Source organism: Cryobacterium sp. TMS1-13-1, from assembly GCF_004403125.1.
Taxonomy (GTDB): Bacteria; Actinomycetota; Actinomycetes; order Actinomycetales; family Microbacteriaceae; genus Cryobacterium; species Cryobacterium levicorallinum.
Map to the genome: position 1 here is coordinate 221,824 of NZ_SOGX01000007.1, position 21,872 is coordinate 243,695.

20 protein-coding genes and 2 pseudogenes are annotated in these 21,872 nt (G+C 62.6%); 11 read left to right on the forward strand and 11 right to left on the reverse strand.

Annotated elements, in window-relative coordinates; genetic code table 11:
• Position 1: 1 nt before the first annotated feature.
• The 4 genes from E3T31_RS06725 to E3T31_RS06740 all read left to right on the forward strand — a co-directional run bounded on the left by E3T31_RS06725 (position 2) and on the right by E3T31_RS06740 (position 4,862).
• Entirely contained in the window at positions 2-1,750 is a 1,749-nt protein-coding gene (locus tag E3T31_RS06725; protein WP_241977704.1) for an Ig-like domain-containing protein, read from the forward strand.
• Between the two features lie 24 nt (positions 1,751-1,774).
• Positions 1,775-2,917: a threonine synthase gene (locus tag E3T31_RS06730; protein WP_134468057.1), complete on the forward strand. Its 1,143-nt coding sequence runs from the start codon at positions 1,775-1,777 to the stop codon at positions 2,915-2,917.
• Positions 2,917-3,096 (forward strand): hypothetical protein, encoded by a 180-nt coding sequence (locus E3T31_RS06735; protein WP_134468058.1) that lies wholly within the window; start codon positions 2,917-2,919, stop codon positions 3,094-3,096. Before E3T31_RS06730 ends, E3T31_RS06735 begins: the two co-directional genes overlap by 1 nt.
• A gap of 149 nt (positions 3,097-3,245) precedes the next feature.
• Positions 3,246-4,862: an isocitrate lyase gene (locus tag E3T31_RS06740; protein ID WP_134468059.1), complete on the forward strand. Its 1,617-nt coding sequence runs from the start codon at positions 3,246-3,248 to the stop codon at positions 4,860-4,862.
• Between the two features lie 292 nt (positions 4,863-5,154).
• On the opposite strand, the pseudogene E3T31_RS18655 reads toward E3T31_RS06740, so the two are convergent.
• Positions 5,155-5,229, reverse strand: a pseudogene (locus E3T31_RS18655) (Na+/H+ antiporter NhaA); the annotation flags it as partial.
• Between the two features lie 165 nt (positions 5,230-5,394).
• Here E3T31_RS18655 and E3T31_RS06750 point away from each other — a divergent pair.
• From E3T31_RS06750 to E3T31_RS06760, 3 genes are all read left to right on the forward strand, one after another.
• Entirely contained in the window at positions 5,395-6,723 is a 1,329-nt protein-coding gene (locus tag E3T31_RS06750) for an NAD(P)/FAD-dependent oxidoreductase (protein WP_134468060.1), read from the forward strand.
• Positions 6,724-6,817: 94 nt separating this feature from the next.
• A complete protein-coding gene (locus E3T31_RS06755; RefSeq protein WP_304993880.1) occupies positions 6,818-7,144 on the forward strand; it encodes a type II toxin-antitoxin system Phd/YefM family antitoxin in 327 nt (108 codons plus the stop codon).
• Positions 7,141-7,425, forward strand: a complete 285-nt coding sequence (locus E3T31_RS06760) for a type II toxin-antitoxin system RelE/ParE family toxin (RefSeq protein ID WP_134468061.1) — start codon at positions 7,141-7,143, stop codon at positions 7,423-7,425. Before E3T31_RS06755 ends, E3T31_RS06760 begins: the two co-directional genes overlap by 4 nt.
• Before the next feature lie 351 nt (positions 7,426-7,776).
• On the opposite strand, the gene E3T31_RS06765 is transcribed toward E3T31_RS06760, so the two are convergent.
• The 8 genes from E3T31_RS06765 to E3T31_RS06795 all read right to left on the reverse strand — a co-directional run bounded on the left by E3T31_RS06765 (position 7,777) and on the right by E3T31_RS06795 (position 15,165).
• On the reverse strand, positions 7,777-9,174 hold the full coding sequence (locus E3T31_RS06765) for a S8 family peptidase (protein ID WP_198416987.1): 1,398 nt from the start codon (positions 9,172-9,174) through the stop codon (positions 7,777-7,779).
• An 869-nt stretch (positions 9,175-10,043) separates the two neighbouring features.
• Complete coding sequence (locus E3T31_RS06770; protein ID WP_241977708.1) at positions 10,044-10,712, reverse strand: phosphotransferase; 669 nt, start codon at positions 10,710-10,712, stop codon at positions 10,044-10,046.
• A gap of 137 nt (positions 10,713-10,849) precedes the next feature.
• Positions 10,850-11,227: a hypothetical protein gene (locus E3T31_RS18660; protein ID WP_370304345.1), complete on the reverse strand. Its 378-nt coding sequence runs from the start codon at positions 11,225-11,227 to the stop codon at positions 10,850-10,852.
• An 88-nt stretch (positions 11,228-11,315) separates the two neighbouring features.
• Complete coding sequence (locus E3T31_RS18665) at positions 11,316-11,432, reverse strand: AAA family ATPase (RefSeq protein ID WP_370304346.1); 117 nt, start codon at positions 11,430-11,432, stop codon at positions 11,316-11,318.
• Between the two features lie 249 nt (positions 11,433-11,681).
• Positions 11,682-12,149: a hypothetical protein gene (locus E3T31_RS06780; RefSeq protein ID WP_134468063.1), complete on the reverse strand. Its 468-nt coding sequence runs from the start codon at positions 12,147-12,149 to the stop codon at positions 11,682-11,684.
• Between the two features lie 214 nt (positions 12,150-12,363).
• A complete protein-coding gene (locus tag E3T31_RS06785; protein ID WP_134468064.1) occupies positions 12,364-13,176 on the reverse strand; it encodes an AAA family ATPase in 813 nt (270 codons plus the stop codon).
• Complete coding sequence (locus tag E3T31_RS06790; protein WP_134468065.1) at positions 13,176-14,561, reverse strand: Mu transposase C-terminal domain-containing protein; 1,386 nt, start codon at positions 14,559-14,561, stop codon at positions 13,176-13,178. Before E3T31_RS06790 ends, E3T31_RS06785 begins: the two co-directional genes overlap by 1 nt.
• A 7-nt stretch (positions 14,562-14,568) precedes the next feature.
• Positions 14,569-15,165: a recombinase family protein gene (locus tag E3T31_RS06795; protein ID WP_134468066.1), complete on the reverse strand. Its 597-nt coding sequence runs from the start codon at positions 15,163-15,165 to the stop codon at positions 14,569-14,571.
• A gap of 319 nt (positions 15,166-15,484) precedes the next feature.
• Between E3T31_RS06795 and E3T31_RS06800 the strand changes: the two genes are divergently transcribed.
• The 3 genes from E3T31_RS06800 to chrA are packed head-to-tail and all read left to right on the forward strand — an operon-like array spanning position 15,485 to position 17,860.
• Complete coding sequence (locus E3T31_RS06800; protein ID WP_198416988.1) at positions 15,485-16,009, forward strand: Chromate resistance protein ChrB; 525 nt, start codon at positions 15,485-15,487, stop codon at positions 16,007-16,009.
• Entirely contained in the window at positions 16,006-16,437 is a 432-nt protein-coding gene (locus E3T31_RS06805; protein ID WP_134468067.1) for a chromate resistance protein ChrB domain-containing protein, read from the forward strand. Before E3T31_RS06800 ends, E3T31_RS06805 begins: the two co-directional genes overlap by 4 nt.
• 19 nt (positions 16,438-16,456) lie before the next feature.
• Positions 16,457-17,860 (forward strand): chromate efflux transporter, encoded by a 1,404-nt coding sequence (gene chrA, locus E3T31_RS06810; protein WP_241977710.1) that lies wholly within the window; start codon positions 16,457-16,459, stop codon positions 17,858-17,860.
• A 398-nt stretch (positions 17,861-18,258) separates the two neighbouring features.
• Here the strand turns inward: chrA and E3T31_RS06815 are convergent, their stop codons facing one another.
• Both E3T31_RS06815 and E3T31_RS18265 read right to left on the reverse strand, forming a co-directional pair.
• Positions 18,259-20,091 (reverse strand): ATP-binding protein, encoded by a 1,833-nt coding sequence (locus tag E3T31_RS06815; RefSeq protein ID WP_134468068.1) that lies wholly within the window; start codon positions 20,089-20,091, stop codon positions 18,259-18,261.
• Positions 20,092-20,392: 301 nt separating this feature from the next.
• A pseudogene (locus E3T31_RS18265) lies at positions 20,393-20,557 on the reverse strand (transposase); the annotation flags it as partial.
• A 597-nt stretch (positions 20,558-21,154) separates the two neighbouring features.
• Between E3T31_RS18265 and E3T31_RS06830 the strand changes: the two are divergent.
• Entirely contained in the window at positions 21,155-21,589 is a 435-nt protein-coding gene (locus E3T31_RS06830) for a hypothetical protein (protein ID WP_134468070.1), read from the forward strand.
• Positions 21,590-21,872: the final 283 nt, after the last annotated feature.

Consider the following 21,872-nt stretch of genomic DNA (forward strand, 5'->3'; position numbering starts at 1 on the left):
GATGACATTTATTCGCGCTCCGAAGCCGTCCCGCATTATTCGCCGTAGCCTCGCCGTGCTCGCGTTGAGTGCCATTTTCGTCACCGCGGATGCACCGCTGCCAGCCAATGCCGCCGACGCCGTCACAGCGCCGACAGCAGCGCAGGCAGCGGCGCAGACCACAGCGCAGACCGCCCCCGACCTGTCCAAGCTGTGTGACCGGTTGAAGCTGACGCTCGCCAGAACCAAGCTGTGCAGCCACGGACCCGACCCGGTCGAGGCGTTCGGCGGCGCGGCCAGGCTGAGACAGACATCCGCTGCGGCAGAAGAGAGCGTTCCCGCCGCACCGGCCTCTGAGCTGACCGCACTGTGCAGCGCCGGCGGTGTGAGTGGCAAGCGCATCGAGGTGATCTACGGGGTTCCGCAGGATCGCACCAACCGGTACGCAACAATGTTGGCCCCCCTGCGTGACGTGATGCGGCAAGTGAACAACAATCTCGAGGCAGCGGATGCCGCTACCAGCCAGAACTACCGCTTTCTGTGCACCAACGGCGTCGACGTCACGGTGCGCAACGTGACCCTGCTGCCGGTCGGAGTCGACGCCACATACGACTTCAACGACTACGTCTGGAGCCTGCAAAATCAGGTCGCATTCGGGCTGGGACCGGTCGACTTCATCGCCAATGATCGTCTGTATATCACCTACATCGATCAGATTCAGGATGTCTATCCCTATGGGGGTCAGGGTGAGCTCTCGATCGACGACCAGCCGAATCCCGCGCTGAACGCCAACAACGACACCCGGCCGCGCTATTCGATGTCGGCCTACCTGGACCTGCTCGTGATCGCCCACGAAATCGGCCACAATATCGGGGCGGTGCAGTACTCGGCGCCGCATTCCAGCCAGGCCGGCCACTGCTACGACGAGGCCGACCTCATGTGTTACGACGACGGCGGGCCGCACTTCGCCGCGGGCGGCACCCTGACCTTCACCTGCCCGGGCACCGACTGGGCCATCGACTGTCACGACGAGGACTACTATTTCCCGGGCACGCCGCCCGCGTCGAACTACCTGGCCACCCACTGGAACACCGCCAGGAGCGGTTTTCTGAGCCCGATCGTGGCGGCAGCAGTCCCGCCAACCGTCACGGCGAAATCACCGGTCAGCCTGGCCACCCGGGTCGCGCAGTCCGCCAACGCAACCGCAACCTTCAGCGAAGCCGTGCAGGGGCTGTCGACGACAACGATGCGGGTGAAGAATCCGGCCGGCACGGTTCTCTCTGCCGCGGTCAGCTACAACGCGACCACCCGGGTCGCGACGCTCAATCCGACCGCGACCCTCGCGCCGGACACCAAATACAGCGTCAGCCTCACCGGCGGAACCGCAGCAATCCGTGACGCGACGGGCACACCGCTGGTGTCAACCGGCTGGACCTTCACGACCGGCCCGGCGCCGACGATCACGACGCGCACTCCCGCCAGCGGGGCGACGGGTGCCAGCCGCACCGCGAGTGTCTCGGTGACGTTCAGCGAGGGAATGGCGGGGGTGGCGGCATCCACTTTCAGGCTGAAGAACACCGCGACCGGCGCTGCGATCGCCGCCGTCGTCTCCCGCAGCGGCACAACGAATCAGTGGATTCTGAACCCGAGCAGTACCTTGGTCGTCACCACCAACTTCACCGTCACGGTCACCGGCGGCAGCAGTGCCGTGCGTGATCTAGCCGGCAACCCCGTCTCGACGAGCATCTGGAGGTTCACCACCGGCAGCTGACGGCGGGGCAGCTAGCATCGAGGGATGCCTGACCTTGTCTGCTCCGAGTGCGCCGCCGTCTATCCGGTCGAGAGCCTGGTCTGGCGCTGCACCTGCGGCGGCCTACTCGACGTCGCCGAATTCGACATCAAAGTGGATGCCCAGGCGCTGCCCGGCCGCGCTCCCTCGCTCTGGCGCTATGCCGAGGCGCTGCCGATCGCCGTCGACCCGGCGATCACTCTGGGGGAGGGCTTCACGCCCCTCGTGCCGTCCCGCGCTCTCGGCCACGTACAGTTCAAACTCGACTTTCTGCTGCCGACGCTCTCGTTCAAAGACCGCGGCGCGGTCTTGCTCGCGACCCTCGCCCAACGGCTCGGTGTGACCAACGCCATGGTCGACAGCAGCGGAAACGCCGGCACGGCGATGGCCGCCTATTTCGGGCGGGCCGGCATCGGCTGCACGGTCTACGTTCCCGAGTCCACCTCGCCCGGCAAGCTCGCGCAGATGCGCGCGCACGGCGCCACGGTCGAACTGGTACCCGGCTCGCGCGCGGATACCGCAGCGGCCGCTCTGCGGGCAGCGGGCCGACCCGGCGTCATGTACGCGAGCCACGTCTATCACCCGTACTTTCTGCACGGCGTAAAAACGTACGGCTATGAGATCTGGGAGCAGCGCGGGCGCTCGCTGCCCGAGACGGTGGTGGTTCCGGTCGGCAACGGCACGCTGGTGCTCGGCTGTCACCTCGCTTTCAGCGAGCTGGTCGCCGCTGGTCTTGCCGAGCGGATGCCGCGGATTGTCGCGGTGCAGGCAGCCGCTTGTTCGCCGCTGGAACAGGCCATGGCGCAGGGATTCGCGATGCCCGCGGCGGTTGACGGCGGCACCACGTTCGCCGAGGGTATCGCCATCGCGGCGCCTCCCCGGGGCCGGCAGATTCTGTCCGCCGTGCGTGCCACCGGTGGCACGATCGTTTCCGTCAGTGACCGGCAAACCGCGGGCGCGCGCCACGAACTGGCCGACGAGGGACTCTTCGTCGAGCCGACCTCGGCTGTCTGCTTCGCTGCCGTGCGCGCCGCCGTTGACTCGACGTTCGACAAAGCCAGCCCCACCTGGGCGGTGGCCGCGAGCCTGCTCACGGCCGAGTCCGTGGTCGTGCCGCTGTGCGGCGCCGGCCTGAAATCGCCCGTGTGATGAAGGACTTTGACGACGACGACGACGACGGTCCCGCCTGCCCGGCCTGCGGCACCGAGATGATCCCGGACGGCGTCGACACCGCTGATGGTCTGGAAGAGTGCCATCGGTGCCCCAGGTGCCGGCTGGTCATCGTCGTGACCGGAGATGCCCCCGGAAGCACCCAACTCCGCGAATAACTTTTCAATTGCAGAAGAACCGCATTTATTCTCTCGACTGTCTTGGGAAAGAGTCACTGTTCTTGCGCCAATCTGGATTTATCAGCCGATAGCGGCTCGTTGAGTCAGAAGTTCCGGCTCAGCCCAACTCACACGTCGAAGGAATTAACATGACTGTCTACCGGAAAGACATCGCGGCCATCGAAGCCCTCAAGCAGCAGGTTGGAAGCAGCTGGGACGCCATCAACCCGGAGTCTGTCGCCCGCATGCGTGCCCAGAACCGTTTCAAGACCGGCCTGGAGATCGCGCAGTACACGGCCGACATCATGCGCAAGGACATGGGGGAGTACGACGGAGATTCCTCCATCTACACCCAGTCGCTCGGTGTGTGGCACGGCTTCATCGGCCAGCAGAAGATGATCTCGATCAAGAAGCACCTTAAGACGACCAACAAGCGCTACCTGTACCTGTCCGGCTGGATGGTTGCGGCGCTGCGCAGCGAATTCGGTCCGCTCCCCGACCAGTCCATGCACGAGAAGACGACCGTTCCCGCTCTCGTCGAGGAGATCTACACCTTCCTTCGCCAGGCCGACGCCCGCGAGCTCGACCTGCTCTTCACCGGCCTCGACAACGCCCGCATCGTTGGCGACGACGCCAAGGCAGCTGCGATCCAGGTGCAGATTGACAACTTCGAGACCCATGTTGTGCCGATCATCGCCGACATCGATGCCGGCTTCGGTAACCCCGAAGCCACCTACCTCCTGGCCAAGAAAATGATCGAGGCTGGCGCCTGCGCCATTCAGATCGAGAACCAGGTGTCGGACGAGAAGCAGTGTGGCCACCAGGACGGCAAGGTAACCGTTCCTCACGAAGACTTCATCGCCAAGCTGAACGCCGTTCGCTATGCGTTCCTCGAGCTCGGTATCGAGAATGGCATCATCGTCTCGCGCACCGACTCGCTCGGTGCCGGCCTCACGCAGAAGCTCGCCGTGACGTACACGCCCGGTGACCTGGGCGACCAGTACAACTCCTTCCTCGACGTTGACGAGATCACCGAGGCCGACCTCGGCAACGGCGACGTGGTCATCAAGCGCGATGGCAAGCTGCTTCGCCCGAAGCGCCTGGCCAGCAACCTGTTCCAGTTCCGCGCCGGAACCGGCGAGGCGCGTTGCGTGCTCGACAGCATCACGTCGCTGCAGAATGGTGCCGACCTGCTCTGGATCGAAACCGAGAAGCCGCACATCGGCCAGATCGCGGGCATGATGAACGAGGTGCGCAAGGTCATTCCGAACGCCAAGCTGGTCTACAACAACAGCCCGTCGTTCAACTGGACCTTGAACTTCCGTCAGCAGGCCTACGACGCACTCCTCGCCGCGGGCAAGGACGTCTCCGCTTACGACCGTGCCAAGCTCATGAGCGTCGACTACGACGAGACCGAACTGGCCCTGAACGCCGACGAGAAGATCCGCACCTTCCAGCGCGACAGCTCGAAAGAGGCCGGTATCTTCCACCACCTCATCACCCTGCCGACCTACCACACGGCCGCACTCTCGACGGATGACCTGGCCAAGGGCTACTTCGCCGACCAGGGCATGCTCGCTTACGTCAAGGGCGTGCAGCGTCGCGAAATCCGTGAGGGAATCGCCACGGTCAAGCACCAGAACATGTCGGGCTCCGACCTGGGTGACAACCACAAGGAGTACTTCGCCGGCGAAGCCGCGCTGAAGGCTGGCGGCGTGAACAACACGAGCAACCAGTTTGATGAGCCGGCTTTGAGCAGCCACTAAGTCAAATTGGAGTGACGAAGAGGCCTCAGTCGAAAGACTGAGGCCTCTTCGTGTGCCCGAACAGCCGTTGACGAGACAGCCTCTGACGAGCGGATGCGCCGAGCCGGTCACCGGGTCGCGACGCCCGCGAAGTGCATGGAACTGTAGCAGGCGAGGGGGTAGATCATGACCGCCACCGCGCCGATTCCGCCGAGGGCGCCGGCTGTGATCAGTGCGGCAAAGGTCAGGTCGGGCTTCTCGGTCTTGGGACCGATAAACGTTGACAGCCAACCGCCGAGGGCGATTCCGACAGGGAGGGGATGCCCTTGCCGAACACCGCGAGGATTCCGAGAGCATATGCAATGTCGGTGGCCGTGGGAATCGGCCAGCGACTGCGGTATCAACCCAACATGCGCATCCCCCCGTACGGTCAAGTTCAGACTCTCAGCGACCCCCGCCGCCGTCATCGAGGACGAGGATGGGAGAGTGGGCTCACGGCTGAATGGCAGCCGACTTTGGCAGCGCTGCTCGCCCCCGTAGGAGATGGTTAGGCATGGAACATTTCGATGCGATCGTGGTTGGCGCCGGGGTGGCGGGGCTGGCCGCTGCTCGACTGCTGGCGAACGCCGGCCGCCGCGTCGTGGTGCTCGAGGCCCGCGACCGTGTGGGCGGCCGGGTCTGTACGGATCGCGCCGACGGGTACGTCACCGATCGCGGCGCATCGTGGATCCACGGCATCACCGACAACCCCGTCGCAGCAGCGGCCGCGGCATTTGGGATGCCAACCGTCGAGTTCACGGTCGGCGGATACCAACCGAACAGCCGCCCGATCGCGTACTACGGTCCAAGCGGTGAGCGACTGCCCGATGACGCCGCGCGCGCCTTCACCGACGACATCCGCTCGGTTGATGCCGCGCTCGTCAAGGCGGTCGCTGCGTCACAAGCGGATGCCTCCTACCGTGACGTGACCGAGACAGCGCTCGCTGGCCAGGGCTGGCACCCGGCTCGGGCCGAACGTGTGCGGGAGTTTTTGCAGCACCGCAGCGAAGAGCAGTACGGGGTTTGGATCGACGATCTTGCCGCCCACGGACTCGACGACGATGTCATAGAGGGTGACGAGGTGGTCTTTCCCGACGGCTATGACCGCCTTGCCACGCACCTCGCGGCCGGACTCGACGTTCGGCTGGAGCACATTGTTAGCCACGTGCGGTGGGCGACGACGGGCGTCACGGTCACGACGGACCGCGGCATTCTGACCGCGGACACGGCCGTCGTGACGGTGCCCGTCGGGGTGCTCCGGTCACCGGAGTTCACCATCGAACCGCCGCTCCCGGAACCGAACGTGGGTGCCCTGGGGCGGCTCACGATGAACGCCTTCGAGAAGATTTTCCTGCGGTTTCCGACGAAATTCTGGGACGACGGAGTCTATGCAATCCGGCAGCAAGGACCCGAGGGTCGCGCGTGGCACTCCTGGTACGACCTGACGGCCCTGCACGGAACGCCTACCCTGCTGACTTTCGCCGCCGGGCCTGCGGCTCGCGAGATCCGTAACTGGACTGACCTGCAGGTTGTCGACTCGGTTCTGGCGCAGCTGCGGAGACTGTACGGCGACAAGGTGGAGTTTCCAACCCGGGTTGACATCACCGCGTGGCAGGACGATCCCTTTGCTCGTGGTTCCTACGCGTACATGACGCGCGGCGCTACCACGGCCGACCACGACGACCTCGCGACGCCCGTCGGCGGGGTGCTCCATATCGCCGGAGAGGCGACCTGGACGGATGACCCTGCCACGGTCACCGCGGCGCTCTGCTCCGGCCACCGCGCCGCATCGAACGTGCTGAACCGGGAGATCCCGATCGCTGAGTTGTGGGCCGGCCGATGACCGGGGCGCAAAGGTCGCGACGACACGCGACAGAGCGCGGCAGACTAATCCGTTCGCTCACCGCAAGACAACGATCGCCAAGAAGAGCCACTATATGGGCCTATTTATGGCCAGGATTCGGGCCTACGGTGGTGGCATGCAGACGCTACCGATTTCTAAGGTCAAGGACCGGCTGAGTGAGTTCGTCGACGCGGTGTCGCTCACTCACGAGCAGGTGACGATCACGAAAAATGGATTCCCGGTGGCGGTGTTGATCGGAGCCGATGAGTGGGATTCGTTGCAGGAGACGCTCTTTTGGCTTTCTCGGCCCGGGACTCTCGCTGCCGTCGCCCAAGCGCGCCAGGAGCTGGTCGACGGTCGCACGATTGGCGAGGACGAGATACGCGCCGAGTTCAACGTTCCCCGTCGATCGTCGAAGTGAGCTCGGACGACGAGAAGAGCTGCGAGGTCGAATTCGCTGGTTCGGCCCGCCGAGATTTACAAGGAGTACCGCCCCGGATTGTGCCAGCGATAATTGAGTTCGTCTACGGAGACCTCGCCCGATACCCGCGGCGAGTCGGTAACCCTTTGCAACGTGAACTGGCAGGTCTGTGGAGCGCGCGCCGTGGCCCCTATCGCATTATTTATGACATCGTCGAGGAACGGCTGGTGATCATCGTCGTGCAGGTGGATCACCGCGCCGATGTGTATCGGCCCAGATAGTTGCAGCCTGAACGCAACGAACAATTGCTGCAACTGGCGTGACCGGGGCTTTCAGAGTGTGCCCCAGGCAGAGGTCACATTGTCGCCGAGTTTCAACGTGAACGGGTTACTGGTTCGAGCCCAGTGATAGCCGCCCCATGAGTGATTGGCACTCGCCGCTGTGGCGCCGAACACCAAACTGAGAAGAGCCGCAATGACGGCTAGTTGAGTCCACGGACGTGGTGCACGACGAGCCCGTTGTTGAGCGTGGCGTCGTGAACTGTCAGTCAGTCTTGGAGACGGCGCTCGGCAACGAGAAGCGGGTGTGGTCCGGGCTCTCGCCCCGACCACACCCGCTGACCGTCTGCTAGGTCAGAAGCCGCTGACGTTGAGCCGTCCGCCGGTGACCGTCTTGCCGCTGAGGGAGGCCGTCGGGACGACCGAGCTCAGGATCGCGCTCTTGATCTGCGCCGCTGTCGCACCGGGGTGCGTGGAGGCGTAGAGGGCGGCCGCGCCCGTGACGTGTGGCGTGGCCATTGAGGTGCCGTTGTAGGACGAGTAGGTGTTGAAGGCGGTCGTCGACCAGACACCGACTCCGGGGGCGCCGAGGTCGACGGTCTTGGCGCCGTACTGGCTGAAGGACGCCAGCGCCCCATTGCGGTCGATGGCGGCGACTGCGATGACGTTGGCGACGTCGTAGTTGGACGGGTAGGACGCCGTCGTGTCGTTGTTCGTGCCGCTGTTGCCGGCGGCCGCGACGAACAGGATGTTCGCGGCGTTGGCGCGCGTGATGGCGTCGAGCAGGGTCTGGGAGAAGGCGCCGCCGCCCCAGCTGTTGTTGGTCGCCACGATGTTCAGGCCGTGGCGGGTCTTGAGGTCGGTGAAGTAGTCGACCGACTTGACCGCGTCGGCCAGGGATCCGCCCTGGCGGCCGAGGAACTTGCCGCTGATCAGGGTCACGTCCCAGTTCATGCCGGCTACGCCTTGCCCGTTGTTGGCCTTGGCGCCGATGGTCCCGGACACGTGCGTGCCGTGGTTGTCGAGCGAGCCTCTGGAACCACCGTCATAGATGGTGTTGTCGCTGTTGGCGAAGTCCCAGCCGTTGACGTCGTCGACGTAGCCGTTGCCGTCGTTGTCCACGCCGTCCGCCGCGGTCTCGAAGGGGTTGGTCCAGACCTGCCCGGAGAGCTCGGGGTGGGTGTACTGGATGCCCTCGTCGATGATCCCGACGTAGACGCTCTTCGACCCCGTGTGGCCGGCGGTCCAGGCCTCGGCGGCCTGGCTGCCGTAGGCGTTGGCGGGGGTCGAGGCGTCGCCGTACATGCCCCAGAGGTCTTGGGAGGTATTGGTGCTGGTGAAGATGGGGTCGGTGGCGGTGGCCTGGTGGGTCAGGACGTAGTTCGGCTCGGCGTAGGCGACGGCGGGGTCACTCTTCAGCTGCGCGATCGCCTGGTTCAGGTTCTTGCCCTGCGGCAGACGGACGAGCTCGACCTCGGTGCGGTCGGCGGCGGCGGCGACGATGCGCTCGGCGAACCGTGCCGAGGCGTGCCCGCGAGCACGCTCGCGCTGGTCGGCGGAGGCGCCGGCCACGTAGCCGACGACGAGCTCGCCGGGGACTGCGGCAGCAGCGGTACCGTTGGCTTGTGGGGCGGGAGCGGCCGAAGCGGGCGTGCTAAGGGCCAGTCCGGTCATGCCGATCAGGATCGCCGACGAGGCAGCCGCTGCGGTGACGAGCTTGAGACGCATCTGTTCCGAAAATCTTTTAAGCATGAAAAATCCTTTTCCTTGTGGGTAGTGGATTGCCAAGTAGTCACCAATGACTTTGCCCATATTGAGCGTTCAACACAGGTGCAATTGAAAGGTATGACTTGCCGCAGATGATCACACGTCGGCTCATGAGGGGACTGCGCTTCGCGGGCTGCTGTGATATAACCCAATGTTCAGCCTTGGGGGTCAGTGGCACCGCCCTCTACTTCCTGCCGCGCCTCCACGCGATGCCCGAGCCCAGCTTCGCCGTCCTATCCGCCCTGGGCAGCGCGCCACCCAGATACGACTTCCCCGACCCGGTGAACCCTTGGAAGACGACGTTCTGCTGCCGGCCCACGAAGGGCAGGTGCCGAGCAGGGCCAGGAGCTGCCGGTTCAGGGTCGCACTCGTCGAGCAAGTCGATGCGGCGCAGGTCAGCGTTCGGTAACGCAGCCCCGCCCGCCGGATCAGACCCGCGACCGTGGAGTCCGTGAACGACGAGTAGACGTCATCCACCGCCAACCGGACGCGGTCCTCGAACGGCAACCCGATGCTGAGCGTCTCGTCCTGGGCGTCGATCGCCTCCAGTAGCTCGCCGGCGTTCATCTCGCGGAGGTTCCGTTGGTCTCCCCGTCCAGCCGGCTCATCACTTCCCGCCCGGGTAGTAGGCGCTGCCCGTTTCTACCGCCAGCGGACAGAGCTGTTTCGCCGAACACGGCGCCGCAGCCTGGGGTGAGGAATCTACCTCTGAGCCGCGTCGGCGCACCGAAGGAAGTAGCAGCCGGTGTTCGGCGCCCGTGATCAGAGTCACAACGGATTGATCAACCATGGCCCAAGATTAGACGGCATCGTAGACGCGGAGGCAGCCCGCGAACTGGTCCGCGGAGAAACGGCTAAAGGGTCTTCAAAACCCGTAGCGACAGGCTCGCGCTCATTTCGAGAAGTCGGGCGCGATCGCGTCGGTAGAGTGCGGCGTGTTCGACGAAGTCATTGCGACCTGTGTCGGCGGCACGTTGATCCGTGAAAATGGCCAGATCCTCCATTCGATCCGCTGCCGTACGGAGGACGGCGGCCTGGTCGAAGTCATATCCGTAGGAACGAATGAGTGCATCGAGCCGACCGGGGCGAGCATCCTCTCCTGGAACGTCATGGTCTGTGTACTCGCCGAGCGGTACGAGCCGATATGCGAGGTAAGCGAGATCCCAAATCCGAGGCCCCGGAGAAGCCATGTCGACGTCGATAAGTCCCGTGATGTGCCCGTCTTGGAAGACCATGTTGTAGGGAGCGACGTCGTTCAGGCACACCACCTCGATTGGCTCGTGCGCCGGCAGCTGCCACGTGGCGGCCCGGTGTGCGAGTGGCGCGTCGGCGTCATGTACCCGTCGGAGCAAAGATCCAGCCTCGTGCAGGATCGTCGGCGACCAGATCCAGCTTGGCATTGGGTAGTTGCCGACGATTCCAGGGAGGTAGGACAGCACCTCGCGGCCCTGCTCGTCCAGGCCGAAGGGCTCGGGTACTTCCGTCACTCCCGCCGCGCGGAGTGTGGTCAGGAGTTGATGCACCGCGGGAGTCCATAGTCCTGCTGGGCGGTGAACCGTGTCGCCTACCCGCACGATCGTGCTCGAGTTTCCCCCGGCTAACACCTCTTCATCCATCCTCCCAACCTAAAGGCTGTAAGCGGAACCTCATACGCGACGATTTAGGTTATGTGGCGGAGGAATCGTTCAGGGGTGTCCAAGAATGCGCGCCAGTTCCGCACGAGGTCGAGGTCATCGTATTCGCAGGCGCGGATACCCCAATCACCAATCTCATACCGGTCCGCATCAGGGTAGGCAGCCAGCACGGGAGAGTGCGTCGACAGAAGAACTTGCGATCCGCCGTTGATGAGATCACGGAGGAGACCGATGAGCGCGAGGCAGCCAGGAAGAGATAGCGCAGACTCGGGCTCATCAAGAATCCAAAGCCCGCGCATTTCAGACCGGGCCACCACCAAATCCAGAAATGACTCACCGTGGCTGCGTTGGTGAAACGAGCCAGTGTCGCCGATCGACTCAAGATAGGTGAAGAGTCCGTGCATCGTTTCCGCCCGCAGGAAGAATCCCCGCCGTGATGCTCCGCCGACGCGAACGAGTTGTAAATGGTCGGCGAGGTTGGACTCGGAAGGATTAGGTGCGATTCATGGCGTTGGTGGATCCGCCTTCGGCGTTCATACCAAATGCCATCGCGATGGCCTCCACCAGGGTTGACTTGCCTGAGCCGTTGTCGCCAACAAGGATCGTCATCGGTCCTAGCTCGAGCCCATCGTCCAGGAGCTGTCGTACTGGCGCGAGGGTGGCCGGCCACGCTCCGCGGTCCATACGATTGGGCGGGTACTCCTCAACGCGCCGCAGAGGCAAAGCATTGATGGGCGAACTAGCTGGCTTCGCAGGCTGTTTCACGGCGTGAGGTGACGGGATTGTGTCTCGGTCAATGCCATTGCCCCAGTTTATGGCTCGGGTGGCCAAGGCCATCGTCCCCCACAAGACGAACGCCTAGCGGTCCGGAAAGACTGACAGGGCCTTGTCCCATTCGTCGGCCGCCGAGTCAAGGTCTGCAGCCGTCACTTCGACCTCGACCCAGAACTGGTCCTCGCTGCTCTGGCCAACAGGCTTGCTTTCAAGTGCAAAGTGCACCCTGACCGACGTCGACACGTCCTGATATCTGTCAACGCTGAACGCAAGATTTGGTTCGGTAAATTCGAGAGACGCCACGACCCCGGCGTCTCCGACGATGCTTACGGGGATGTCGCGACTGGCCACGCTGCGCAGCCAGGTTGAAATGTGTTTCGCTTCGAACGTCGTCAGACATGGGGCGGCAAATCGCCAAGCCGCGTCAGGCGCCGATACCTGCCCGCTGATGACCAGCCAGTTGTCATCCCACTTATCGCGCGCGGGATTCGCGAACTCATATCGAACAGGCTCCAATGTCACGGACGCTCTCGTGCCCACACCCAGCTGCATGGATTAATCCTACTGACCGCAGTCTGAGCTGAAGAGTTTGGTCACCTTCGCAAAGCGTCTAACCCCTCAGTCCCGCAACCGGGACCTCATACGGGAACGCCCCGCAAAGACAGGGCCCCGCACACAGTCTGAGCGAACTTGTCCCGTTTGACCTTTCGCGTAAGGATGTGGAGTTTGGTGCTTCTTGGCGGCGTTCTGTGATCGCTTCGTGTCGCTAGTTGCCGATGACGAGGATGCTGGCCGCTGCCTCGATGACGTCGTCCGTGATCGTGTCCAGCTGGTTGATCTTGAGTACCCGATTGATCTGAGGGAAGAGCCGCTCGAGAAGGCGGAAATTGCCGCGGGTGATTCGCTCGATGGCGGCGATGGCTTGCGCATCGGTGAAATCGTCAGGATCGAGAGTCTTGCCAAGTCGCTTCCAATGACGATCGAGAACGAACAAGAGCTCTTCGCGTCCCAAGGCACGGTCCTGGTGGGAGAACCCGAGCCGGCTGTAAAGCTGGGGGTAGTGGCGGAATCGTTCGTCAATGCCGGGCATGCCGATCAGGATTATCGCCCGGTGAGTGCGGTCGTGCTGATCGCGGAGCAGCTCCACGGCGGTGGGGGTGAGTCGCTCGGCCTCGTCGATGATGAGCAGCTCGACGAGCTGGGTGACGTCCTTCTGCCTTACCGATTTCGGCTCCGGCAGGAGAGAGCGGAGGTGCTCATCGGCGCAGATCCCTACTTTGATCTGCCAGTGCATCAGCTCACTCATGAGGTCCTTTGGTCGACAGAGGACTTCTGGCGTGTAGAAGACTGTGCGCGATCGGTTCGCGAGGGCGTAGTGTTTCGCGTCGTGCTCCCCACGCGGACCCCACTCGTTGATGTATGCCTCGAGCGCGTCCCAGTTCGCGTACCGACGGGCGGAGTTAGTCTTCCCCACGCCGGCAGCGCCGTGACAGATCCCGATGGTCTTCTCCTTCCGCACGGCGTTGGCGAACTCGGTGAATCGCCGGTGTTCCTTGGTGACGATGAATGCTTGGTTCATCACTCGTCCTCCTCGTAGGTGCGCAGCTTCGGCCGCCGCTTCGTGGGTTCGGGGATGCGAGGTTCCTCGCGAGGGGCAACGGTCGGGATGCGATCGTTGATGGCTCGCCGCAGCTGCTTGCGGCGGGCGCGGCGGGCCGTTTCGATTTCGCGAAGGCTGAGGCGCAGATTGGGGTGGGCTTCATCGATGGCCGTGCAGATGAACGTGTCCCGGTCGTAGACGCGAATCTCTGAAATATCGCGGGGGTCGTACCGGATCGTGATGGTGTGGCCGACGAACGGGGCCAGGGTCGGGGCGAGGTAGCGCTGGCCTTGGAAGTGGATACCGTCGCGCTGCACGACCCGGTTCTTCGGAACAGTGAGGAGCAGACCGTCGAGTTCTTGAAGACTTTCGGGCATCCGCGGCAACCAGCCGTCGGCGACCCAGGCATCTCGCGGTGAGATCCCTAGCTCGCTATGGGACCGGTCGTTGTAGGTGCCGATAAATTCGCCGATCGCACGATCTAGACCGTTAAGGTCGAGGACAGGCGTTGGTGCTCGACTTCCAGGGCCGAGGTGGCCAGGTAGCCCGCTCAGGAGTTCCGTGTTGATCGTGCCGAAGAACCTCTCGATCTTGCCGCGCCCCTGTGGTCGGCCGACGGTCGAGTGGATGATCCTGACGTGCAGGGCTAAAGCGGTCCGCTCGAGGTGGTGGCTGATGAAGTCGGAGCCGTGGTCCACGTGCAGGATGTCGGGGATGCCGCACATTGCCCACGCCGGGTCCGTCTTCCGCCAGATCGCCTGCCGCAGAGCCAGGGCAGTGTTGATAGCTGAGGGGGCGCCGCTGAAGACCATATATCCGCAGATCGCACGGGAGTAGTCGTCCATCACGGTCGTCAGCCACGGCCGGTCAGGCTTCCCGTCACCGCCGACGATAAGGATGTCGAGTTCAGTGTGGTCGGACTGCCACATCTGGTTCGGGTACTCCGCGCGGCGCCGGAAAACGAGCTCGTGCTTGTCCCGGTACGAGACCGGCCCCTCCAGCGCCAGGGTGACCAGAGCCGGATCGAGGGCCTGAACGATCTGCCGCACGGTCGCATAGCTCGGCGCCGGCAGCTCACGAGCCTGAGCATCAGTGACGGCGAGACGATGCAGCGTGGCGAGACTCGGGCGCGGCCGAGTGAGCGCCAGCCGTTCGATGAACGCGACCGTCTGGACCGAAGTTCGGCGGACACCTTTGTCTATACGCGCATGGGGGTCAAGGAAGGCGACGCCGCCTGCCCGGTAGAGATGGTGCCAGCGCTGCAGAGTCCGAGCGGAGATCCCGGTCTCCCGGGCAAGGACAGCGAGCGGGATCTGGTCTTCGACATGCAGCCGAAGAACACGCCACCGCTCGGCTGCGTCCACGAGTCACCTACACAGTCGTGCTCTCGCGGCCCGCAAGGGCCTGCTGATGCCTGTACAAAGTGGCTCGGCTCCACCCGACGAGCTTTGCCGCATCCTCCGCAGTGCGGCCCTTCGCCCGGGCCTCGGAGACGAGTTTGAGTTTGTCGGCGACAACCACGGGATCGGACAAGGGCCGACCAAACTTGGTGCCGCCATTTCGGGCGGCTGTGATCCCTGCGTTCACTCTTTCTGTGATCAGCTCGCGTTCGTACTCGGCCAAAGTGGCGAGCATGTTCAGCATCAGCCGGCCCGATGTCGTCGACGGGTCGATCCCATCCGAGATGCTGTTCACCTGTATGTCACGCTCCCGAAGCAGCTTTACCGTGTTCAACACGTCGATGAGGGACCGTCCGAGGCGGTCGACCCTCCACACCACGACGGTGTCGCCAGGCTCGGCGTACTCGAGGAGCTTCTTCATCCCGGGGCGTGAGATCGCGGTCCGACTACCCGAGGTGACGTCGGCGAAGATGTCCCGCTCCTGCACACCCGACTTGACCAGAGCGTCGACCTGCAACTTCGCGTCTTGGCTTCTAGTACTGACCCGCGTATATCCAAGATGTCTCACGAAACCATTCTGCCTCAGAAATTGCTAAAAGCGTCGGAACAAAGACACTTTGCGGTGAGACACGTTTCCAAGACAAATTGCGTCCCGGAATCCCGCCATTTCTTCCTGCGGCTCGAGGGAGGCTTCGCGCGTCTCGAAAAGCTGTACTTTGTTGAGACGCCGGAAGACCGGCTTTCCTCGAGCGGAACCACGCGGATCGTCGTCGCTGCGATAGGCCCGAATGGTGTCCCGGTCGCCGTCCCTTTTGTGGCCCTAAGACGCAGGGCGCATGCCGCTCGCTACACCGACCAGCGTTTGTAACTATGGTTACACTTGAACTGTGGATGTAATTTCTAGAGCTCCGGAGCCCAGCGCGTGGGTTCTGTTGAGCTATCACCTTCCGCGGGAGCCGTCGGCTCCCAGGATTGCGCTGTGGCGGAGGTTCAAAGTTCTCGGTGTTGCGCGGTTGCAGACCAACCTGGTGGCACTGCCCGCTGAGGTCAGGACACGTGAGCAGATGGATTGGCTCGCCGAACAGGTCGTGCAAAACGGTGGTGAGGCTGGTGTGTGGCTGGCCAGCGCGGGCGCTCAACGCCAGGAACAGGACTTGATCGCGTCAATCACGGCGGACCGGGTCGAGGAATACCGTCAACTCGCGGAACTCATAACTGAGGCCCAGCTCCTCAGCGGCGCTGCGCGGAATACCGCGGTCAAGAAGCTCCGGCGCATCTGGCGGGAAATCAGCCGGCGGGACTACTTTCCGCCACCAGCCAAGGAGAACACCGCCCAGTTGTTGGACGACCTGGCCCTGTCGTTGCTCGACGGCAGCGAGGTGCCTGCCCACAGCACGAGGATGACGTCGTGAGGTGGGTAACTAGGGAGCGGGTCCATATTGATCGGGCCGCGTGCGCCTGGCTGATAGCGCGCTTCATCGATCAAGACGCACAATTCATCTTCGTTGCAGACCCCTCCGACGCGCCGGAGGGTGCAACAGCATTCGATCTGCGCGGTGCCGAGTACTCCCACGAGGGTGCCGACTGCACCTTCGAGACCATTCTGCGCCGGCATGAACTTGCCGATCCCGTGCTCTGGAAGATCGCACAGATCGTGCATGAGGCCGATATCGACGATGGGCGCTTCGACGCTCCCGAGGCGCCCGGCCTGGACGCGGTACTGAGGGGGCTGTCCCTGACCGGGACCGACGAGCAGACCTTAGCCGTCAGCAAGCCGCTCTTCGACGGTCTGTATGAGTTCTACCGCCGCAGCCTGCTCCACGGCCGCGAGGCCTCCTGACGAGATGAGTAATTCACCCATGAAACCCATGAAAGCCCGGCCCGCGCCCGCGGGGACGTCTGCAGAGACCCGGGATTTGGTTCCGTTCCGGGACGCCGTGCGCGTCTGGTTCCTCGTCTCCCTGGAGACTTTCGGCGGCCCGGCCGGCCAGATCGCCGTTATGCACCGCATCCTTGTCGAAGAGAAGCGATGGATCGGACACCGCCGATTCCAACACGCCATGAACTTTTGCGTGTTACTGCCCGGGCCTGAGGCGCAGCAGCTCGCCATCTATATCGGTTGGCTGCTCAACGGCAAACGCGGCGGCCTCGTCGCCGGCACACTGTTTGTGCTTCCCGGGGTGGTCGCCCTGCTCGCCTTGTCGGCCATCTATGTGGCGTATGGGGATGCGCCGGTCGTCGCGGCGCTGTTCACCGGGATCGCCGCCGCCACACTGGTCATCGTCGGGCAAGCGATCGTCAAGGTCGGCCAACGTGCACTCGTGCACCCCACTCTCGTGGTGCTCGCCGTCACCGCGTTCGCCGCCGTCGCGCTGTTCGCGGTCCCGTTCCCGGTCGTCATCCTCGTCGCTGCGCTGATGGGCTGGCTGCTCACCCGCTACGTTCCCGGCGTCTCCAAGAAGATCGACGGCAGCGGCAGCGCACCAGACGACATCCAGCCAGTGATCGCCGACAACGCGCTCAACGCCGGCAAACCCTCGGCCGTAAGCGCCGGAAAAGTTCTGACCGTTGGGCTAACGCTGTGGGCATTGCCCGTGGTCGCCGTGGTACTCCTGACCGGCATGGACTCCGTATTCACACAGCAGGGTGTGTTCTTTTCCACCATGGCCCTGGTCACGTTCGGCGGCGCCTACGCCGTCCTGACCTTCGTAGCCCAGCAGGCGGTCGAGGTCTTTCACTGGCTCACGCCCGGGGAGATGGCCCGCGGACTCGGGCTGGCCGAGACCACACCCGGCCCCCTGATCATGGTGGTCCAGTTCGTCGGCTTCATCGGGGCCTACCGCAACCCCGGCGACCTGGACCCCTGGGTCGCTGCCGTCATCGGGGCGCTGCTGACCACCTGGGTCACGTTCGTGCCCTGCTTCATCTTCATCTTCCTCGGCGCACCGCACATCGAACGTCTCCGCGGCAATCGCAACCTCTCCGGAGCGCTCACCGGAATCACCGCGGCCGTCGTGGGAGTCATCGCTAACCTGGCGATCTTCTTCGCCGTGCACATCCTGTTCACCGAGACCGTACGGCTGGACGCAGGGCCGCTGCAACTGCAGGTGCCCCTGCTGAACTCACTCAGCTTCATGCCCCTCATCATCGCCGCCGTCGCAGCAATGTTAATGCTGAAATTCCGGTGGTCCGCACTACGAACAATCGGCATATGTGCCATCCTGGGACTTGTCGCTGGCCTCCTCGGTCTGGCCACGGCCTAGACCATACCTCCGATATGTCTGCGCGGTACCGCGACAGATAAAGATCACAGAATGCCGCCAAAAAGCGCCAAAAGTCACAGCGTAGCCCAACTGGTAGCTCGACTGTTTCAAAACTCATCCTGCTCTTTCGATATTGAATCGTAGATTTAGAAACGAGTTTAGAGACGCCTATTCGACAATCTAAGTATTGAGATCGCCCGTTTCGTCGAGGACGTCAAAAACGAACGTTTCTGGACCGCAATTGGCCTGTGACTGTTGGCGCTCCTTGGCGGTGTTCTGTGATCGCTATTTAGCGTTGTCGCTTGTCAGGGTGTCGCCATCAGATTGATCTGGGAGGAGTCCCAGGGCGCGGCGGTGAGACGTCTTATATCGCTAGGGATATGAGGCATCTATAGCGGTCAGCGATTGTAGCCCGAAGCCATTTGCTCCAAGTCCTCAAGCCAGGACGTCACTTCTTCGGCGCCTAGTGAGGATTCGAGTAGTTGTCTCGTCATCATCGGAAATGCGTGTTCCGCCAACTTGCTCTTCACCGATCTTGGGTTCAGCGGCTTTCGTGTCGGATCCATTCTGATCTCGGTCGACACGATTAGTGGCACGTCGTCGGCGAACCCAAATGAGACTGCGACGTCTAGGGCTGCTTTGATTACGGCAGGATGCAGATAGTTCTCCATCTCGCGCCGAGTCGTCAGCCTCGCAGACGAACCGTCGCTTCGACCATTGACTTCATCCACGGCGTCTTGGTACTTGGCCACGTCATTGTCGTAGATGTGAAACTCTGGGCGACCAAACCCACGGAGATAGCGTTCTGACACCCACTGCTGGAGAGTTCCACCGCCCAGCGGGACGAACGCGAAGCGCTTGTCCGAACTGAGATCTACGGCGACGGTGCCATCGCTGTTCACAGCTTTGCTGAGGGCCTTCAACGCTACGACATCGTTCGGGCCCTCCACGCAGATCAATACTCGAACCCGGTCGTCAGGAAGAATACCTAAATCGTTCGCGATTGCATCCCATGAACCCTCGTTGGCCGCCTCGATCCGTGGGCCGCTGCCTCTAGTCTTCGAAACGAAGCGGAGACTCTCAGCAGGCAGATGCCCAGCCAGTCCGGGGCTGTGAGTTGTGAGGAGGACCTGGCAGCCGTCGGCTCGGGCCATCGCCTGGAATGATTCGAGAAGAATTTTTTGATTCCGTGGGTGCTGCGAGGTCTCGGGCTCTTCGATTGCATATATGACGCTTCGCTTAGACCCCTCCTCTATTAGTCGCTGAGCCTCCGCTCGGAAAAAGCTCACGAGAACGAGCCGCCTGACACCACTGCCACGTTTGTTGAGTGGGATTCCATCGCTGCCCTCCAGCGCCACACTGAATAGGGAGGCCCAGCGCGGATCGCTTTTGAACGTAGGAACTAAGCCGTCGGAAAGTTCTGGATCCAGCTCTCCGAGAGCATCGTGCGTCCTGGAAGCAAGCTCTGTAGCTCGGATTCGAACTGCCTCAACAACCCCCGTAAGGGCTATTTGGACTTCCGTTTCGGCTAGAGCCGCGGCGATCGCAAGTTTCATTGGATCTTGCACCTCGCTGTCCGAGTCTCTGCTGGCCCGGTCCGACTGGAAGAGAGCGAAGTGGGGCAGCATCGGAGCGATTCTTTCCCATATCCGCTTCGAGTCTTCTTTTGCCACCGGAACTTCCTGCTCTGCCAAGCAGAGGTCGGGTACGGACGCCCATAGCGTTTGACGCATCGCAGGGTTGTTTGACTTGTTCACCGAAGCAATTTCTTCGGAACTCAGAAACTTAGCGAGACGGGTCTTCAAGGCAGTGTTCGCCAGGAGGAGAAGGTCAGACAGACCGTCTACTGACGGGTGATGACAGAGAACGAAAACTTCTTCTTTGGGTTTGGCCCCGGAACAATCCCACCTTTTCTTCACTGTCAGTCTTCCATCCTCCGTCAGGAGATGCTCGGAAGAGAGGGAGGTCTCGGCCTGGGCGTCTAGGACAAGTCCAACCGGCAGGTCACTGAACGTGCAGGTGACTTCGAACTCACGCAGCCCCGAGGCGACGTTGGCGTCTCCCAAATCGGGTTTGACGAGGTCGCTGCCGAAGAAGATTGCCAGGGCCTCGAGGATCGTCGACTTGCCGACGTCGTTCTTGCCGACGATTGTCGTGAGCCCTCCAACCGCGATTTCTTGTTCATCGGCGTACCCCCGAAAATTCTTCACTGTGACCGCGTCTAATTTCATATCTCCCCCTGTGAAGCGCCTGGCTCTAACGGATGCTGTGTCAGCATCCGCTCGACTGTTTCCTACACACAGAGTGTCCTATATCCCATGTGTCTTGAAACACATGTGTTTTGAAACACATGGGATACAAGACGCTGACTACCGCTCTGAGCCGCCGGGTAGATGCGCCAAATAGCGATCACAGAACGCCGCCACAAAGCGCTCACAGTCACAGGCCTCCTTGCAGCGCGGTCGGTGTCTCATAAGTCAAAGTATGCGCGGATAACCGACCAGGAGCGACGAGAGCGACCGTGCACCGAAACCCTGCGCGGAGCTTCGGTATCTTCAAGCCAAGGTCACCGACGGTCGTCGTCAGCGTGCGGGGCGGGGTTCCGTTGCGATGGGTAGTGCGGTCGCCGGAGCGTTCAAGCGTGGTGGCACCGATGAACGCGGTCGCCTCCGCATCGATGAGTTCTTGATAGAGAGTTCAGTCGCGCCGCGGATTCGGTCGGTGACGTCGTTGACGTCGGTGACGTCGTTGACGTCGGTGACGTCGGTGAGCTTGAGTTCTCCCAGCAGATCCAGCAGGGAGGGCTTATTCACCGGTCCCCAAACCCGCACATACGCATGTTTATTCCTCACTGGTTAGGAACCTGCTATAATTGAACAATTATTTGGCTCAGGGGGGCATGAGTTGGAAGTCTTCACTAGTTCGCGCGTGAAATGCCTCCGCCACCTTCTGAATTGTTTGCATTTTGAAGCCGAAACCAGCGGCGGACATTCGGAAGGTCTGCCCCGCGAGACGGACGGGTCATCGTGAAATGCTGGTGGGCGCTCCCACGCAGGATCGCTTGGCCAGCAGCATCAAGTCTAGGAAAGCAGTCCTTCGCTGAGTACGATTTCGGATCTCCGGACGAAGCTTTTTCTCTTAGGGGCAGGGACCATGCTCGCCTTTTGGCGACGATCATTATCTGTCTGGGGTTTCTAACAAGTTGTTCCACCCCTACGTGTCAGGGTTGGGTGAGGCCAGTAGCTAACAGCAACTCCGCCGTGTGACGTAGGGCGAGAATCAGGAATCATCTCCATGTCCAGCCCGTCTTTGATCGCCGTGCGCGACGATAGTTATATGAGTAGTTCCGGACCGCGAGCTGGTGGTCCGACCTCGAGAAGGTCGTTCAGCCCAGCGCAGAAGCTAGCCCATTTGGCCGCGTATGACGCGGCGATCAAGGACCATGAGGGCGGCGCGTATCTGCGCACTGAAGGGTTGTACTCCTCGCAGATCACGGAGTGGCGCAAGCTGCGTGACGCCGGTGTTCTCGCGGGGAAGAAACCCGGCGAGAAGATTGGCCGGTTAACGCCGGAGCAAGCGGAAATCGCCCGGTTGCGCCGCCAGCTGAGCAAGACCGAGCAGCGCCTCGAGACGACGGGGGTGGCGTTGGAGATCATGTCAAAAATGCACGAGCTACTCGAAAGTCTTTCGAAGAGCTCGCGGGACGAAACACCGCGCGCGTTGCCGTAATGACCGCTTACCGCGAACTGGCCAGCCGAGGAATCTCGACTCGCGTCGCGGCTGACCTGGTCGGGATCCCTCGAGCGACCGCCACCAGGAAACCGCGCATCCCGGTGGCCGNTCGGGATCCCTCGGGCGACCGCCACCAGGAAACCGCGCATCCCGGTGGCCGGGCCGGCGCCGATCCCGGCGAACAGGATCGATGATGCCGACCGCCGGCAGATTCTCGACGTCGTCAATTCGGACTCGTTCGTGGATCTGCCGCCGATCCAGATTTACGCGCAGCTGCTCG